A 17,159-nucleotide genomic window follows, 5' to 3' on the forward strand; every position below is an offset into this window, starting at 1 on the left:
TTGCCGCGAAAATCCGCGAGCGGTGCGGGCGGTCAGCCGGCGGCGGCTTCGCTTTCGGCCGGTTTCGGGCCGAGCCGCTTGTCGAGATAGGATTCGACGGTCGTGATCAGCGGGTCCACCTGCCCGTCGAAAAAGTGATTGGCGCCGGGGATGATGGCGTGCTCGATCACGATGCCTTTCTGCGTCTTGACCTTTTCGATCACGCCGATCACCTCGCGCAGCGGCGCCACCCTGTCCTGTTCGCCGTGCACGAAAAGGCCGGACGACGGGCAGGGTGCGAGGAACGAGAAATCATAACGGTTCGCCATCGCCGCAATCGACAGGAAACCCTCGATCTCGGGGCGGCGCATCAGCAATTGCATGCCGATCCATGCGCCGAAGGAGACGCCGGCGATCCAGCAATTGCGCGCTTCCGGGTTGACGGACTGCACCCAGTCGAGCGCGGCGGCGGCGTCCGACAATTCGCCCGCCCCGTGATCGAAGACGCCCTGGCTGCGCCCCACGCCGCGGAAGTTGAAGCGAAGCGCCGAAAAGCCGCGGTTCACGAACGTGTAATACAAATTGTACACGATCTGGTTGTTCATGGTGCCGCCGAACTGCGGATGCGGATGCAGGATGAGCGCGATCGGCGCGCCCTTTTCCTTCGCGGGGTGGTAACGTCCTTCAATGCGGCCGGCGGGGCCGGAAAAGATGATCTCGGGCATCGGGCACCATATACGACGTCGCGGCGGGGAGCGCGCGACAGGGAAAGCAGACGATCGCAACGGGACAGACCCGGTTGCGGCGGATCCGAATGCCGAAGCCCGGCCCGGTTCCGTGTTTGCATGGCTTGTCTATTTACGATACTTTGTCATATAATTATAGTCGTCTTCAAATTCATCCCGATGAGGATCGAAAGAACGTCGCATCAGCAAATCGGCGCATGCGCGCCCATCCCGCGACGGGCCGCAGCAATGATCGCGGCGCCTTTCTATCACGGTCCGGGGGGATAAAAGCAAGCATATTGCGCGGCATGTGGCTGAGGGAATGCCGGCCGGGTGATGCGGGCCAAGAGATTATGGGCCAAGAGATTATGGGCCGAGAGATTATGGGCCGAGAGATATCCCGGCGCATTGCATGCCGGTTTCGCGCGAGCGGGTGAGACAGTCCATGACCGACAGGCGAGTTTATCTGGATTTCAACGCCACGGCGCCCATGCGCCCCGAGGTGCTGGAGGCCATGACACGCGCGCTCGCGCAGGCGGGCAATCCTTCCTCCGTGCATGCGGAAGGGAGGGCGGCGCACAAGTTGATGGAGGATGCGCGGGCGCGGGTCGCGGCGCTGGTCGGCGCGCGGGCAGAGGATGTCGTCTTCACCGGCGGCGGATCGGAAGCCAACACGATGGCGCTGTCGCCGCTCGTGCGCGTGTCGCGACGCTGTGCGGCGGGAGCGGGAACTTGCGCGACGGGTGATTCCCGCCCCTTGGCGCGTCTCTTCATCGGCGATAGCGAGCATCCGAGCGTGCTTGCGGGCGGGCGGTTCTTGCCGGCGCAGATCGAGCGGATACCCGTTAATGCCGACGGCGTGCTGCGGCCGGACTGGCTGGCGCAGCGGCTGGCCCGTCTCGCCGTCGAGGAGCCGGAGGCGGGTTTCCTCGTCAGCGTGCAGGTGGCCAACAGCGAAACCGGTGTGTTGCAGCCGGTGGCGGAAATCGCGGCGCTGGTGCGCGAGGCCGGCGGCGTCATCCACACCGACGCGGTGCAGGCGGCGGGGCGGATGGCGCTCGATATCGGGGAACTCGGCGTCGACATGCTGACGCTCTCGGCGCACAAGCTCGGCGGGCCGCAGGGCGTGGGGGCGCTCGTGCTGGCGTCGGGGGCGGTGGAGCCCGGAACGCCGCTGGTGCGCGGCGGCGGGCAGGAGCGCGGCCGGCGAGCGGGAACGGAAAATGTCGCCGGCATCGCGGGCTTCGGCGCCGCCGCGGCGCTTGCCTCGGGAGAGCTTGCATTGCGCGGGATGAGCGCTTATCCAGCGCATCTCGCGGCGTTGCGCGACGGATTCGAGCGCCGGTTGCGGAACCTGTTTCCGCAGGCGGTGATCTTCGGCGACGGTGCGGCGCGGGTCTGCAACACCAGCGCCTTCGCCATCTCCGGCCTCAGGGCGGAAACGCTGCTGATGGCGCTCGATCTCGCCGGCATGGCGGTGTCGAGCGGCTCGGCGTGTTCGTCCGGCAAGGTGCGCCGCTCGCATGTGCTGGCGGCGATGGGCGTTGCGCCGCATATTGCGGAGGGCGCGTTGCGCGTCAGCTTCGGCTGGGCGTCGCGCGCGGATGACGTCGATTCGTTCGTTGCGGCTTTGGAAAAAGTCGCAGGTATGCTTATATCCCGTCAGAGAGGCCGCGACGCGGCCTGACGGCGACATACCGGGCAGTCCTTGCCAACCCGCGGCCCTTGAACCCGCGACAGGAGGTTATGCCATGCCTGCGGTGCAGGAAACCGTCGAGCGTGTCCGCACGCTCGACGTCGATCAGTACAAATACGGCTTCGAGACCGATCTCGAGGTCGACAAGGCGCCCAAGGGGCTGAACGAGGACATCGTGCGCCTCATCTCGGCCAAGAAGGGCGAGCCGGAATGGATGACGCAATGGCGTCTCGAAGCCTTCCGGCGCTGGACGACCATGCATGAGCCGACCTGGGCGCGCGTGAACTATCCGGCGATCGACTATCAGGAACTCTACTACTACGCCGCGCCGAAGAAGAACGCGGCGCCGAAGTCGCTGGACGAGGTCGATCCCGAGATCATCAAGACCTACGAGAAGCTCGGCATTCCGCTGCGCGAGCAGGAGATTCTGGCGGGCGTGGAGCCCTCGCGCCGCGTGGCGGTCGACGCCGTGTTCGATTCGGTGTCGGTGGTGACGACCTTCAAGGAGGAACTGCGCAAGGCGGGCGTGATCTTCTGCTCCATTTCCGAGGCGATCCGCGAGCACCCGGAACTGGTGAAGAAGTATCTCGGCACGGTGGTGCCGGTCTCCGACAATTACTTCGCCACGCTCAACTCGGCGGTCTTCACGGACGGCTCCTTCGTCTACGTACCGGAGGGCGTGCGCTGCCCGATGGAGCTTTCCACATATTTCCGCATCAACGAGCGCAACACCGGCCAGTTCGAGCGCACGCTGATCATCGCCGACAAGGGCGCCTACGTCAGCTATCTGGAAGGCTGCACGGCACCCGCACGCGACGAGAACCAGTTGCACGCGGCGGTCGTCGAGCTTGTCGCGCTTGACGAGGCGGAGATCAAGTATTCCACGGTTCAGAACTGGTATCCGGGCGATTCCGAGGGCAGGGGCGGCGTCTACAACTTCGTCACCAAGCGCGGCGATTGCCGGGGGCGCGATTCCAAGATCTCCTGGACGCAGGTGGAAACCGGGTCCGCGATCACCTGGAAATATCCGTCCTGTATCCTGCGCGGCGACAATTCGCGCGGCGAGTTCTACTCCATCGCCATCTCGAACGGCTTCCAGCAGGTCGATTCCGGCACCAAGATGATCCATCTGGGGCGCAACACCTCGAGCCGCATCATCTCGAAGGGCATCGCCGCCGGGCGCTCGGAAAACACCTATCGCGGCCTTGTCTCGGCGCATCGGCGGGCATCCGGCGCGCGCAACTTCACCAACTGCGATTCGCTGCTGATCGGCGACAAATGCGGCGCGCATACGGTGCCGTATATCGAGTCGAAGAACGCCAGCGCCATTTTCGAGCATGAGGCCACGACCTCGAAGATCTCCGACGACCAGATGTTCTACTGCCTGCAACGCGGGCTGGACGAGGAAGAGGCGATCGCGCTCATCGTCAACGGCTTCGTCAAGGACGTGTTGCAGCAACTGCCGATGGAATTCGCGGTGGAAGCGCAGAAGCTGATTTCGATCAGCCTCGAAGGGTCGGTTGGATAGGCCGCGCCGATACCGGAAGATCCGTTCGCTGTCCGGCAAGGCCGGGACACACGATCTCCCGATTGCCAGCGTGGAAGGTCATGGGGAAAAGATAAATGATCGAAATCAAGAATCTCGTGGTGGAAATCGAGGGCAACCGCATTCTCAACGGTCTGGACCTGACGGTGCATGACGGCGAGGTGGCCGCGATCATGGGGCCGAACGGCTCCGGCAAGTCGACCCTGAGCTATGTCATCGCCGGCAAGGAGGAATACGAGGTTCTGGACGGCGAAATCCTGCTCGACGGCGAGAACATTCTTGAGCTTGAGCCGCACGAGCGCGCTGCGAAAGGTGTTTTCCTCGCCTTCCAGTATCCGCTGGAAATTCCGGGCGTCGCCACGATGTCGTTCCTCAAGGCGGTCCTCAATGCCCAGCGCAAGGCGCGCGGGGAGGAGGAACTGACCACGCCCGACTTCATGCGCCGCGTGAAGGGGGCCGCCGAACGCCTTCAGATCAATCAGGAGATGCTGAAGCGGGCTCTCAATGTCGGCTTTTCCGGCGGCGAGAAGAAGCGCATGGAAATCCTCCAGATGGCGCTGCTGGAGCCCTCCTTCTGCATTCTGGACGAGACCGATTCGGGGCTCGATATCGACGCGCTGCGCATCGTCTCCGAGGGCGTGAACGCGCTGCGCGACGGCAAGCGTTCGTTCCTCGTCATCACCCACTACCAGCGCCTGCTCAATCACATCGTGCCCGATACGGTGCACGTGATGTCGAAGGGGCGGATCGTGCGCACCGGCGACAAGGAACTGGCGCTTGAGCTTGAGGCCAGCGGTTATGCCGATTACGTGAACGAGGCGGCGTAAGAAGACATGACGGAAATCACGCCCATCCGCACGCAGGCCGAGACCCAGTTGCTGGGCTACCTGCGCGAGCAGCGTCCCGGTCTGCCTGACGGCGACGGCAGCGTCATCGGGCGCGCGGTCGCCGCGGCCCGCCTTGAGCGCGACGGTCTGCCCAATCGCCGGGTCGAGGAATGGAAATATACCGACCTGCGCGCCCTGCTGCGCGAGGCGGCCGCCCCCGCCGCTCGCCCTTCGGAAAGCGAGATCGCGGCGGCGCGGGCGCGGGCGCGCCTGTTCGCGGATGTCGCGGCCGTGCGGATCGATTTCGTGAACGGCCATCTCGCCGGGCACGATGCCGCGCCTGAAGGCGTGGCGGTGATCGGCCTGGCGCAGGCGCTGGCGGAGGCGCATCCGGCGCTGTCGAACCTGAACCGGGTGACGGTGGCGGCCGGCAATGCCGCGTATGACCTCAACCGCGCCTTCCTGTCGGACGGCGTCGTCGTGCATGTGGCGGCGGGGCGGGAGGTGGCCGCGCCGTTGCATCTGCGCTTCGTCAATCACGGCACAGCTTCCTTCGCCACCGCGCCGCGCGTGCTCGTGGTGCTGGACAAGGGCGCGGCGCTGACGGTGATCGAATCGCACGAGGGCGATATAGCCGTGCAGCCCAACAGCGTCGTCGAGTTCGTGCTCGACGATGATGCGCGCGTCGAGCATGTGCGCGTCAATGCGGAGGCGGCGCAAACGCTGGCGCTTTCCACCGTGACGGCGGCTGTGGGCGCGCGCGCGGCGTTCCGCTCGGTCAACCTGCACGCGGGCGCCGCCGTGGTGCGTCATCAACTGTTCATCGCCTGCGAGGGCGAGGATGCGAGGGTGACGCTCGGCGGCGTGACGGTCATTGCCGGCGGCGACCACGCCGACACAACGCTCGTCGTCGACCATGCGGTGCCGGGCGGCGAGAGCCGGGAACTCTTCAAGACCGTCGTCGGCGGCGAGGCGCGCGGCGTGTTTCAGGGCAAGATCATCGTGCGTCCCGACGCGCAGAAGACGGACGGGCGCATGATGTCGGCGGCGCTGCTGCTGTCGCCGGACGCCACGATGAACAACAAGCCGGAGCTCGAAATCTGGGCCGACGACGTGCAATGCGCGCATGGCGCGACCTGCGGCGAGCTGGATGCGGAATTGCTGTTCTACCTGATGGCGCGCGGGCTGCCGCGCGAGGAAGCGCAGGCCCTGCTGTTGCAGGCGTTCATCGGCGAGGCGCTCGAACTTGTGACCGACGACGCCCTGCGCGCGGCGATGAACTCCCTTGCGGTGGAGAGGCTTGCCATTCTTGCATAAATGTAGATTGATAGGTGGTATGTGCACCGCAACATGAAGCGGTGCGGAATGAGGGATCGATGAGTAGCGCGGTGGCGAGCGGCAGTTACGATGTGGAGGCGGTGCGGAAGGATTTTCCGATTCTGTCGCGGGAGATCTACGGCAAGCCGCTCGTCTATCTGGACAACGCAGCCTCCGCGCAGAAGCCGCGCGCGGTCATCGATGCGATGAGCCGCGTTTACGAGAACCATTACGCCAACGTCCATCGCGGGCTGCACTTCCTGGCCAACGCGGCCACGGAGGCTTTCGAGGATGCGCGCGAGACGGTGCGCGGCTTTCTGAACGCGGAAAGCACCGACGAGATCGTGTTCACCCGCTCCGCGACGGAGGCGATCAACCTCGTGGCCGATGCGTTCGGCCGGGCGCATATCGGCGAGGGCGACGAGATCGTCCTGTCCATTCTGGAGCATCATTCCAACATCGTGCCGTGGCATTTCCTGCGCGAGCGCAAGGGCGCGGTGCTGAAATGGGCGCCGGTCGACGATGACGGCAACTTCCTCATCGACGCGTTCGAGGCGCTGCTGACGCCGCGCACGAAGATCGTCGCCATCTCGCAGATGTCCAATGTGCTCGGCACGATCCTGCCGGTGCGGGACATCGTGCGCATCGCCCATTCGCGCGGCATTCCGGTGCTGGTCGACGGCAGCCAGGGCGCCGTGCACCTGCCGGTCGACGTGCGGGAGATCGATGCCGATTTCTATGCCTTCACCGGTCACAAGGTCTATGGGCCGACGGGCATCGGCGTGCTCTACGGCAAGGCGCGCTGGCTGGAGACCTTGCCGCCGTTCAACGGCGGCGGCGAGATGATCGAGAGCGTCACGCTCGATTCCGTCACCTACAACACGCCGCCGCACCGTTTCGAGGCCGGCACGCCGCCCATCGTGGAGGCGATCGGGCTTGCGGAGGCGATCCGCTATGTCGAGCGCCTCGGGCGCAATGCCATCCTCAATCACGAGGAGCAGTTGCGCGACTACGCGATGCAGCAGGTCGGCGCGATCAATTCCATCCGCATTCTGGGCCGTGCGCGCGAGAAAGGCGCGATCCTCTCCTTCGAGATGCGCGGGGCGCACCCGCATGACGTGGCGACCGTCATCGACCGCGCCGGGGTGGCGGTGCGCGCTGGCACGCATTGCGCCCAGCCGCTGCTGGCCCGCTTCGGCGCCACCGCGACATGCCGCGCTTCCTTCGCCCTGTACAACACGCGCGAAGAGGTGGACATTCTGGTCGAGTCGCTGAAAAAGGCGGAACAGCTTTTCGCCTGATGGTTCTGGGGAGACACTCGTGAGCGACAAGAACAACGACAGCGGCGCAGCGCCCGCGTCTTCCGGCCTGCCTGAAGGCGAGATCGACCGGCTGACCGAAGACATCATCGCCGCGCTGAAAACCGTCTTCGACCCGGAGATTCCCGTCGATATCTACGAACTCGGCCTGATCTACAGGGTCGATATCAGCGACGACCGTCATATCGAGATCGACATGACGCTCACCGCGCCCGGTTGCCCGGTGGCGGGCGACATGCCGGGCTGGGTCGAGAACGCGGTCGGCGCCATTCAGGGCGTGCAGGGCGTCACCGTCAACATGGTGTTCGACCCGCCGTGGGATCAAAGCCGCATGTCGGACGAGGCGCGCGTAGCGCTGGATATGTGGTGAGCCCCTCGACGGCGGCGGGGATCGATCCTATCTTCTGAAGCGAAGCGTCTTGTGCAGGGCCTTGAACCCTGAGCGAAGGATCGTCGTCATGGCATCGGTCACCAGTTCCGCGCCGGCTCCCGCGAGGAAGCGGCCCCGTTTTCAGGTTCTCACGCTCACGGAGGCGGCGGCCGAGCGGCTGCGGGAAATCATCGAGAACACGGACAAGCCCGTCGCGGCCGTGCGCCTCGGCGTGAAGAAGGGCGGTTGCGCGGGCATGGAATACACCATGGAATATGCCGAAAGCATCGCTCCCGGCGAGGATGTGGTGGAGGAGAAGGGCGTGAAGCTCGTCGTCGATCCCAAGGCGGTGCTGTTTCTGCTCGGCACGGAAATGGATTTCCGGGTCGACAAGCTGTCGTCGGGCTTCGTGTTCAACAATCCGAATCAGACCTCGGCGTGCGGCTGCGGCGAATCGGTGGAGATCCACCCCGCTTCTCCCGAAGCGCTGGCGCAGGCGGGATTGCAGTAATTGCCGGGCCGCCCTATTCGGGCGCGGTGAACGTGGCGGCGCCGAGCATCCGGCCGGGGGCGGCGGGGTCGCCGCTCTGCACCAGGATGGCGAAGCCGTCGGTGCCGTCCGGCATTGCATCGGGCGTCGGGAGATCGAGCGTCTGGTGCGGCTGGGCGGCTAAGCTGGCGAGCGGAACCAGATCGCGCACCACATTGAAGTAGTGCAACTCGCGGCCGTTGTTCTCGCCGCCTTCCACGCGCACCGTCCGTTCGCGGTAGAAAGGCGCCAGCACGACGGTTGCCGGTTCGCGGCTCACCTCCGCGGTCGGCGTGATGGTGACGCGAAAGCCGCCGTCTTTCCGGGCGATGAGGACGGCGATGGGCAGCGGCGCGCGGGACGCGACGGATTGCGTGTGGAGCGCTTTGCGCAGCGCCGTGTCGTCGGAACCGATCACATGCGCCACGCCGTTCACGATCGCCTGCGGCGTGTAGATGCGGCGCGCGCCACGCAGCTTGGCGTAGATGCGCTGGCGTTTGGTGAATTTCTCGTTCGCGAGCGTGTCGCGCCAGCCGAGATAATCCCAGCAGGTGACGGGCAGCGTGAGCACCACCACGCTGGCGTCGCGCGCGTAATCGCACATCAGCAGATCGGCGGGCGGGCAGGAGGCGCAGCCCTGGCTGGTGAAAAGCTCCACCACGGCGCGCGTCTGGCCTGCCGGCGCGTTCTGCTGCGCCGCGGCGGCAAGCGGCAGCAGCAGGCATGCCCCCAGAAAACCGCCGATGACCATGCCGACGGAGAAACGATTCCATTCAATCGATAAGCGCTTCAAGGCGAATCGCGCGCGGCGGTTGACGTGTCGGGCCATCTCTTTCCCAAATCTGCCGGCATCCCTGCCGAGGCGCCGTTCATGGGGGAGTTCTTTTGCGAGACAGTGAACAGCAACGCAGCCCGGAAGGAAAGTAACGTTAGGGTGACGGGGGCGCGTATTTTTCGCCGGCGGGGAGACGCCAGCGCCGGTGCATCCACAGCCACTGTTCCGGGTGCTCGCGCACCCAGCTTTCCACGACCGCCGTCATCGCTTCCATTGCCCCGGCGGGATCGACATGCCCTTCCGCGTCGCGCGGCAGGTCGAGCGGCGGCGTCAGCTCCAGGCGGAAACGATGGTCCGGCAGGCGAATCACCCGCACGCCATGCACAGGGCAGTCGAAACGGCGGGCGAACTTGCCGAGAATCGGATTCGTGAGGGCAGGGCGGCCAAGGAAGCGGACGGCGACGCCGCGCGTGAAATGCTGGTCGATCAGCATGCCGAGATGCCCGCCTTTTTCGAGCACGCTCGACATCACGAAGGCCGCGCCCTGGCGCGCCGCCTCCAGATTGCCCATCGTGCGCGAACGCACCTCGTGCACCGCCCGCGCGACGGCGGGATCGTTGGGGGCGCGGAAGATCGCCGTGGTGTCGAGCCCGTAGCGGCTGGCGCAGATGGCGGGCAACTCCCAGTTGCCGAGATGCGCGGAGAATACGATGCCCGGCTTGCCGTCGTCGCGCAGCGCGATGAAATGGTCGATGCCGACCACTTCCGTGCGCGCATCGGGCTTCGGGTCGAAATAATCGTAGTCGAACAGCGTGTCGAGATGGGCATATTCGGCGCCGGTGCGGCCGAGGTTTTCCCATGCGCCGAGCGCTATCTCCCGCACGCGGGCGTCGTCGGCGTCCGGGAAGGCGGCGCGGATGTTGGCGAGCGCGACCTTGTGGACGGAAAGCCGCGGACCGACGAGACGCGCCACCGTCCCGCCGAGATCGCTGGCGCGATCAGGCCCCAGCAGGCGCAGCAGACCGAACACGCCCCGCACGGCCCCCACCATCGCCGCTTCGGCCAGGAGGGAGCCCAGTTTCCTGACGGCCCCGGTAACCGTCTCCACCACGCGCAACGCCAATGCTCACACCATATCTGGGGTTGACGCCGGCACCACGCGCGACCCAACCGGATCGCAACGTTCTAGAGCATGCCGCCGCAAGATCAATCCCGCGGGGCCTCTCAGGTGCGAAAACGCTCAGCTGTGTCTTATCCGTCGGTTGACGCGCCGCGCCAGAAGATCGCCGATGCTTTGCACCGCTTGCACCATCACGATCAGCACCGCCACGACGATGATCATGACTTCCGGCATGAAACGCTGATAGCCGTAGCGGATGCCGAGATCGCCCAGCCCGCCGCCGCCGACCACGCCCACGATCGCCGAATAGCCGATCAGGCTCACCACGGCGAGCGTGAGACCGAGCACGATGCCCGGCAGCGCTTCCGGCACCAGCACCTTGCGCACGATCTGCAAGGGGCTTGCGCCCATGGCGCGGGCGGCCTCGATCAAGCCCTGGTCGACCTCGCGCACCGCGCTTTCCACGAGGCGGGCGATGAAGGGAAAGGCCGCGACCGTCAGCGGCACCACGGCGGCCGTCGTGCCGATCGACGTGCCGGCGACGAGGCGCGTGAACGGAATGATCGACACCGCGAGAATGATGAAAGGCGTCGAGCGCAGCGCGTTGGCCAGCGCGCCGACGACGCCGTTGATCGCGGGCGCGGCGAACAATTCGCCCCGCTGGCTGGTGGCGAGGAAAATACCGAGCGGCACGCCGATGAGCGAGCCCGCCAGCGACGACAGCGCCACCATGTAGAGCGTGTCCCACGTCGCGCCGCCGATGAGGCGCAGGATGTCAAGCGAGAGCGCCGACAGGGACATAGCCCAGAACCTCCGTATCGAGATCGCGCGCGGCGAGAAAGGCGGTGAAGCGCCCCGACAGGTCCGGGCCGCCCGGAACCCCCACGATGAGCACGCCGAACGGCCGCCCGCCGATGGCGTCGATGGTGCCGCCGAGAATGTTCACGTCGATCCCGAACTCCCGCGATACCTGCGCCAGGATGGGATGCGTGGCGAAGCGGCCGCGAAAGATGATGCGGATCACCGTTTCCATGCCCGGCGCGCAGGTTTGCGTCAGATGGTCGGCGACGAAGGAGGGCAGGGCGCGGCCGGTCTCGGCGGCGAGGAAGGAACGCGTGGTCGGATGCCGCGGCCGGGTGAAGACATCGAAAACATCGCCCTTCTCGACGATGCGGCCGCCGTCGAGCACCGCCATGTCCCGCGCGATGGCGCGAATCACGGCCATCTCGTGCGTGATCAGCAGGATGGTGACGCCGAGCTCGCGATTGATGGTCGCGAGCAGCGACAGGATCGCGTACGTCGTTTCCGGGTCGAGCGCCGACGTCGCTTCGTCCGACAACAGCACTTTCGGCTCGGTCGCCAGCGCCCGCGCGATGCCCACGCGCTGCTTCTGCCCGCCCGAAAGCTCCGCCGGGTAGCGCCCGCGCTTGTCCTCCAGGCCGACGAGGGCGGTCAGCCGCTCGACGCGCTCGCGAATGACATGCGACGGCGCTCCCGCGATTTCGAGCGGCAGGGCGACGTTGTCGAAAACCGTTCGCGACGACAGCAGGTTGAAGTGCTGGAAGATCATGCCGATGTTGCGGCGCACATCGCGCAGCTTCCGTTCCGGCAGCAGCGTCACATCGACGCCGTCGACGATGAGCCGGCCGCCGGTCGGTTGCTCCAGCCCGTTCACGAGGCGAATCAACGTGGACTTGCCGGCGCCGCTGCGGCCGATCACACCCAGCACGCCGCCCGCCGGCACCTCCAGATCGATGCCGGTCAGCGCCTCGACGGAAGCGCTTCCCCCGCGCGCGGGAAACTGCTTGCCCACCCCGATGAAGCGCACGATCGCGGGGCGGGCAGCCGCCTCGCCGGGAGGCGGCTGCAACGAGAGGCCGGGAGAGGGACTATTCATGGTCCCTTTTCCTGACCGAAGCGAAGGCGTCTTGCAAGGGGCCGGCGAACGAGAGGCCGGCAAAATTCGGCCCGTCCTCCGGCCGGCAAGGCACGCCGGAATTCACGCGGACAGATAATCGCGCTCGCCGGTGCGCGCATTCTCCCGCGCCGCCGTGCTGCCCGCGCGCCGCCGCGCGATGAGTTTGCGCGCTGCGCGTTCGGCCGCCTGCGGGTCGGCGAAGATGCGTCCGTCGAGATCGTTGAACGCGTTTTCCGAGGCGTGAAAGCGGTAACCGTTCGCATCGCGCGCAACAATTCCGGCCGGCTTGCCGGAAATTTCGATCAGGTAATTGTCAAACATGTCAGCTCCCACCGGATTTACCGGCTTCACCATGCAAATTCGGGACCATTATGAAACGCGACGCACCTGACGCAGACAGTCGGAACACTGTGCGACAGACGCAAGACATACGATCATGACGGTTGCATGACCCGGAGCGGGCAAGGCGCTGAACGCCCTTGATTTTTCAGAGGTTTCGTTCCCGAAGGTTGTTATTGTCGAAGGAAGTGCCATGGTGCCTTCTCCTGTTTTTGCGTGCGTAACTCCTCCCCCTCCGTCGACCGGGGAGAGAGAAGACACGCACGACGACCCCACGAACTCTCTCGTGGCGCTTTAGCGTTTGTTCTCGCGGCGCAAGCTGCGCTTTCAAATCACCGCGGTTCACGAAACGTCCTGTTCCGAACGCCCGTGAACAATTCCTGTATCGCCCATTTGTTCCGGGTTGTCAATAAAATATAAAATCCATAGAATTTATTTTATCTGCTTTCGGAAGTCGCGAATTTCGCTTGTGCAGCAATATCTTGATCAATTCCAATCAGCCCTTCGCGACCGCGAGACGGCGCTGATTTCACTCGAAAATAATGTGGATTTATAAAAACTACAAAAAAACTATTGAAATAATCCGGGCTGGTAGCGACAATGGGATTATCGGTCAGATGAAGAGGGCTCATGATGTCCAGAGCGACAATTTTTTCGAGGCGCGGCGTTCTCGCGGTCGTGTCGGCGGTGACGGTGACGCTGGCGGGTTTCGTCGGCGCGGCTCCCGCGCAGGCGCAGACGACGCTGCTCAACGTATCCTACGATCCCACCCGCGAGCTTTATCGCCAGATCAACGAGCTGTTCGCGGCGAAGTGGAAGAAGGAAACGGGTGAGGATATCGTGGTGCGCACGTCGCACGGCGGCTCCGGCGGCCAGGCCAACAAGGTGATCGAGGGGCTCGACGCGGATGTCGTGACGCTCGGCATCGCGTCCGACATCGACCTGATCGCCACCCGGACGAATCTCGTTCCCAAGGACTGGCGCAGCCGGCTGCCGAACAACGGCCTGCCTTATACCTCCACCGTCGTCTTTGTGGTGCGCAAGGGCAACCCGAAGAACATCCGCAACTGGGACGACCTGGTGCGCCCGGAGGTGAAGATCATCACCCCGAACCCGAAAACTTCCGCCGGCGGACGCTGGAACTTTCTGACCGCCTGGGGCTTCGTGCTCGATCAGGGCGGCGACGACGCCAAGGCACAGGAATTCGTGACGCAGTTCTACAAGAACGTGCCCGTGCTCGATCCCGGCGCGCGCGGTTCGACCATCAGCTTCGCGCAGCGCGATCTCGGCGACGTGCTGCCGGCGTGGGAGAACGAGGCGCATCTGATCCTGAACGAGTTCGGTCCCGACAAGTTCGATATCGTGGTGCCGCCGTTCTCCATCTCGGCCGAACCCCCCGTCGCGCTCGTCGAAGCCAATGTCGACAAGAAGGGCACGCGCAAGGCGGCGGAAGCCTATCTCGACTTCCTCTATTCGCCCGAGGCGCAGACGGTGATCGCCAAGAATCATTATCGCCCCTCGCGTCCCGAGACGGTTGCCAAGGGAGAGGCGCCCGCATTCGAGGAACTGAAGCTCTTCCGCGCCGAGGACAAGTTCGGCGACTGGGCCACCATCCAGAAGCGCTTCTTCGGCGACAATTCGATCTTCGACGAGATCGGCAAGCAGATCGCCGGCAAGTAATCTTCGTCTCCGACCTTCGTCTCAAGCCTCCGCCAGCCGGGATCGGCCGGCCGGCGTAAGGCGGGGCCGGGCTTCTATGATCATCGACGCTCCGCCGCATGCGCGGCGGAGCCTGTTTCATCGCAATGGAAAGCACTTCGCAATCATGGTGGCAGCAGCAACGGCGGGCGGCGGCCTTCTTTCCCGCGTCCGGCCCCGGAGCGTGATACCGGGGTTCGGCATCGCCTTCGGCTACACGCTCGTTTACCTCGGCGTCATCGTCCTGATCCCGCTCGGCGGATTGATTCTGCGTGCGTCCGGCATCGGCATAGAGGGGCTTTGGGCGGTGGCGACCGACACCCGCGTCGCGGGCGCGCTGAAGCTGAGCTTCGGCGTCTCGCTGCTGGCCGCCCTGGTGGCGGCCGTGTTCGGCGTGCTGATCGCGTGGGTGCTGACGCGCTATACGTTTCCCGGCCGGCGTCTGGTGGATGCGGCGGTCGATCTGCCTTTCGCGCTGCCGACGGCGGTCGCCGGCATCGCGCTTTCCGCTCTCTACGCCCAGAACGGGCTCGTCGGCAGCCTTTTCGCGCCCTACGGCATCAGGATCGCCTATACGCCGGTCGGCATTTTCATCGCGCTGGTGTTCGTGAGCATTCCGTTCACGGTGCGGACGGTGCAGCCGCTGATCGCGGAAATAGACCGTGAGCTGGAGGAGGCGTCGGCGACGCTGGGCGCGACGCGCGGCCAGACCATCTGGCGCGTGCTGCTGCCGCCGCTCCTTCCCGCCATCCTCACCGGTCTTGCGCTTGCGTTCGCGCGCGCGGTGGGCGAGTACGGATCGGTCATCTTCATCGCCGGCAACCTGCCCTACGTTTCCGAGATCGCGCCGCTGCTGATCGTGATCAAGCTCGAAGAGTTCGACTACACGGGCGCCACCGCCATCGCGACCGTGATGCTGGCGCTTTCGTTCTCGATCCTGCTCGTGATCAACCTGATCCAGGCGTGGAGCCGCAAGAGGTTCGGCTATGTCTGAGCATGCACCCGCTTCTTCCCGCAAGCCGTCCTCCCGCCCCGTGACGACGGAAAGCCGCGTCGTGCAGGGCGTCGCGGTGGGCGTCGCCCTCGTCTTTCTGGCGCTTTTCCTGCTGCTGCCGCTGATCACGGTGTTCACGGAGGCGTTCAAGCGCGGTTTCGATACCTATCTGGCGGCCTTCTCCGAGCCGGACGCGCAGGCCGCGATCCGCCTGACTCTCACGGTGGCCGCCATTGCGGTGCCGCTCAATCTCGTGTTCGGCATTGCGGCCTCGTGGGCCATCGCGAAGTTCCGGTTTCCGGGCAAGAGCTTCCTGATCACGCTGATCGACCTGCCGTTCTCCGTGTCGCCGGTGGTGTCGGGTCTCGTCTTCGTGCTGCTGTTCGGCGCGCAGGGCTATTTCGGGCCGTTCCTTCAGGAGCACGGCATCGGCATCATCTTCGCCCTGCCGGGCATCGTCATCGCCACGGTGTTCGTCACCTTTCCCTTCGTGGCGCGCGAGCTCATCCCGCTGATGCAGGAGCAGGGCAATGCCGACGAGGAAGCCGCGCTGTCGCTCGGCGCGTCGGGTTTCACCACGTTCCTCACCGTCACCCTGCCGAACATCCGCTGGGGACTGCTTTACGGCGTCCTGCTCTGCAACGCCCGCGCGATGGGCGAGTTCGGCGCCGTCGCCGTCGTTTCCGGCCACATCCGCGGCGTCACCAACACCATGCCGCTCCACATCGAGATTCTCTATAATGAATACAACATCACAGCGGCCTTTGCCGTCGCCTCGCTCCTTGCCTTCCTCGCCCTTGTCACGCTCGCCGCAAAGTCCGTCCTCGAATGGCGTTTTGCGGACTCCCTCGCCGGACGCGGCGGCCACTAGCGTGCGCGCCGCCTCCACCGGCACGGTCGGGATCCGCGTCAGCGGCATCCTGAAGGAGTTCCGCGGCGCAAGGGCGCTCGACGGCGTGGATCTCGCGATCCATCCGGGCGAGCTTATCGCGCTGCTCGGCCCTTCCGGCTCCGGCAAGACCACTTTGCTGCGCATCATCGCCGGGCTCGATTTCGCCACCGCCGGCAGCGTGTTCTTCGGGGCGGAGGATGCGACGCATCTCACCGTGCAGCAGCGGCGGGTAGGCTTCGTTTTCCAGCATTACGCGCTGTTCCGGCATATGACGGTCGCCGACAACATCGCCTATGGCCTCAACGTGCGCCCGCGCCGGGAGCGTCCGTCGTCGGAGGCGATCCGGCGCAAGGTCGGCGAGCTGATCGAGCTCGTGCAGCTCAACGGTCTCGACCGGCGTTATCCGGCGCAGCTCTCGGGCGGCCAGCGCCAGCGTGTCGCGCTGGCGCGCGCGCTGGCCGTGGAGCCGCGCGTGCTGCTGCTCGACGAGCCTTTCGGCGCGCTCGACGCCAAGGTTCGCAAGGATCTGCGCCGATGGCTGCGCGACATCCACGACCGCACCGGCCACACCACGGTCTTCGTCACCCACGATCAGGACGAGGCGCTGGAACTGGCCGATCGCGTCGCGATCCTCGCCAACGGCCGCATCGAGCAGGTCGGCACGCCCGACGAGATCTACGAGAGTCCCGCGTCGCCCTTCGTGCTGTCGTTTCTCGGCGACACGGCGGCGCTGCCGGTGGAAATACGCCAGGGCCGGGTGCTGCTCGCCGGCGAGCCGCTCGATGTCGACCCGGAAGGGGCTGCGGAGGGCGCGGCAACCCTCTATCTGCGCCCCAACGAGACGGCGCTGACGCCGCACGGAACCGGCATTCCGGGCGTCATCGCCGGCCTGCGGCGCACGGTGAACGGACGTCGCGCCGAGGTGAGGATCGCCGCATCCGATACGCCGGTCGAGGTCGAGGTGCCGCCGGATCAGGCGTGGTCGGTGAGCGACCGTGTTGGCGTGCATGTGCTCAAGGCACGGTTCTTCCCGGCCGCATGAGCGGCGGCCGGAAAATAAAGCTACTGATTTTATATACTTATTCCGGGCCCTTTAAAATACATATAAAATTTGT

At 65.4% G+C, this 17,159-nt stretch carries 17 protein-coding genes; 11 read left to right on the plus strand and 6 right to left on the minus strand.

The annotated features are described in order from the left end of the window. Window positions 1–32 precede the first annotated feature (32 nt). Window positions 33–704, minus strand: a complete 672-nt coding sequence (locus tag ACOYJQ_RS03950; RefSeq protein ID WP_433456606.1) for an alpha/beta hydrolase — start codon at window positions 702–704, stop codon at window positions 33–35. A 445-nt stretch (window positions 705–1,149) separates the two neighbouring features. On the opposite strand from ACOYJQ_RS03950, the gene ACOYJQ_RS03955 reads away from it, so the two are divergent. From ACOYJQ_RS03955 to ACOYJQ_RS03985, 7 genes are all read left to right on the plus strand, one after another. Then, complete coding sequence (locus tag ACOYJQ_RS03955) at window positions 1,150–2,391, plus strand: cysteine desulfurase family protein (protein WP_433456608.1); 1,242 nt, start codon at window positions 1,150–1,152, stop codon at window positions 2,389–2,391. Window positions 2,392–2,455: 64 nt separating this feature from the next. Then, entirely contained in the window at window positions 2,456–3,928 is a 1,473-nt protein-coding gene (gene sufB / locus ACOYJQ_RS03960) for a Fe-S cluster assembly protein SufB (protein ID WP_433456610.1), read from the plus strand. 95 nt (window positions 3,929–4,023) lie between these two features. Next, complete coding sequence (gene sufC / locus ACOYJQ_RS03965; RefSeq protein ID WP_433456612.1) at window positions 4,024–4,773, plus strand: Fe-S cluster assembly ATPase SufC; 750 nt, start codon at window positions 4,024–4,026, stop codon at window positions 4,771–4,773. Window positions 4,774–4,779: 6 nt separating this feature from the next. After that, window positions 4,780–6,090 (plus strand): Fe-S cluster assembly protein SufD, encoded by a 1,311-nt coding sequence (gene sufD, locus ACOYJQ_RS03970; protein WP_433456614.1) that lies wholly within the window; start codon window positions 4,780–4,782, stop codon window positions 6,088–6,090. A gap of 59 nt (window positions 6,091–6,149) precedes the next feature. Beyond that, window positions 6,150–7,391 carry a cysteine desulfurase gene (locus ACOYJQ_RS03975; protein ID WP_433456616.1) on the plus strand — a complete coding sequence of 414 codons (1,242 nt, stop codon included), beginning with the start codon at window positions 6,150–6,152 and terminating at the stop codon, window positions 7,389–7,391. 19 nt (window positions 7,392–7,410) lie between these two features. Continuing rightward, entirely contained in the window at window positions 7,411–7,779 is a 369-nt protein-coding gene (locus ACOYJQ_RS03980) for an SUF system Fe-S cluster assembly protein (RefSeq protein ID WP_433456618.1), read from the plus strand. An 88-nt stretch (window positions 7,780–7,867) separates the two neighbouring features. Continuing rightward, window positions 7,868–8,290 (plus strand): HesB/IscA family protein, encoded by a 423-nt coding sequence (locus tag ACOYJQ_RS03985; RefSeq protein WP_433456620.1) that lies wholly within the window; start codon window positions 7,868–7,870, stop codon window positions 8,288–8,290. 13 nt (window positions 8,291–8,303) lie between these two features. Here ACOYJQ_RS03985 and ACOYJQ_RS03990 read toward each other — a convergent pair whose 3' ends face one another. The 5 genes from ACOYJQ_RS03990 to ACOYJQ_RS04010 all read right to left on the minus strand — a co-directional run bounded on the left by ACOYJQ_RS03990 (window position 8,304) and on the right by ACOYJQ_RS04010 (window position 12,442). Next, window positions 8,304–9,101 (minus strand): DUF1223 domain-containing protein, encoded by a 798-nt coding sequence (locus ACOYJQ_RS03990; RefSeq protein WP_433456622.1) that lies wholly within the window; start codon window positions 9,099–9,101, stop codon window positions 8,304–8,306. A gap of 136 nt (window positions 9,102–9,237) precedes the next feature. After that, window positions 9,238–10,200 (minus strand): lipid A biosynthesis lauroyl acyltransferase, encoded by a 963-nt coding sequence (locus ACOYJQ_RS03995; protein ID WP_433457175.1) that lies wholly within the window; start codon window positions 10,198–10,200, stop codon window positions 9,238–9,240. 123 nt (window positions 10,201–10,323) lie between these two features. Continuing rightward, complete coding sequence (locus ACOYJQ_RS04000; RefSeq protein WP_433456624.1) at window positions 10,324–11,004, minus strand: methionine ABC transporter permease; 681 nt, start codon at window positions 11,002–11,004, stop codon at window positions 10,324–10,326. Beyond that, complete coding sequence (locus tag ACOYJQ_RS04005; protein WP_433456626.1) at window positions 10,979–12,100, minus strand: methionine ABC transporter ATP-binding protein; 1,122 nt, start codon at window positions 12,098–12,100, stop codon at window positions 10,979–10,981. The genes ACOYJQ_RS04000 and ACOYJQ_RS04005 overlap by 26 nt, the downstream gene beginning before the upstream one ends. Window positions 12,101–12,202: 102 nt before the next feature. Continuing rightward, entirely contained in the window at window positions 12,203–12,442 is a 240-nt protein-coding gene (locus ACOYJQ_RS04010) for a hypothetical protein (RefSeq protein ID WP_433456628.1), read from the minus strand. Window positions 12,443–13,093: 651 nt separating this feature from the next. Here ACOYJQ_RS04010 and ACOYJQ_RS04015 point away from each other — a divergent pair. From ACOYJQ_RS04015 to ACOYJQ_RS04030, 4 genes are all read left to right on the plus strand, one after another. Then, on the plus strand, window positions 13,094–14,140 hold the full coding sequence (locus tag ACOYJQ_RS04015) for a sulfate ABC transporter substrate-binding protein (RefSeq protein ID WP_433456630.1): 1,047 nt from the start codon (window positions 13,094–13,096) through the stop codon (window positions 14,138–14,140). Between the two features lie 145 nt (window positions 14,141–14,285). After that, window positions 14,286–15,152 (plus strand): sulfate ABC transporter permease subunit CysT, encoded by an 867-nt coding sequence (gene cysT, locus ACOYJQ_RS04020; RefSeq protein ID WP_433456632.1) that lies wholly within the window; start codon window positions 14,286–14,288, stop codon window positions 15,150–15,152. Further along, window positions 15,145–16,023 carry a sulfate ABC transporter permease subunit CysW gene (cysW, locus tag ACOYJQ_RS04025; protein ID WP_433456634.1) on the plus strand — a complete coding sequence of 293 codons (879 nt, stop codon included), beginning with the start codon at window positions 15,145–15,147 and terminating at the stop codon, window positions 16,021–16,023. The genes cysT and cysW overlap by 8 nt, the downstream gene beginning before the upstream one ends. Before the next feature lie 31 nt (window positions 16,024–16,054). Then, window positions 16,055–17,086, plus strand: a complete 1,032-nt coding sequence (locus ACOYJQ_RS04030) for a sulfate/molybdate ABC transporter ATP-binding protein (RefSeq protein WP_433457177.1) — start codon at window positions 16,055–16,057, stop codon at window positions 17,084–17,086. Window positions 17,087–17,159: the final 73 nt, after the last annotated feature.

The organism is Pseudochelatococcus sp., assembly GCF_050946405.1.
GTDB lineage: Bacteria > Pseudomonadota > Alphaproteobacteria > Rhizobiales > Beijerinckiaceae > Pseudochelatococcus.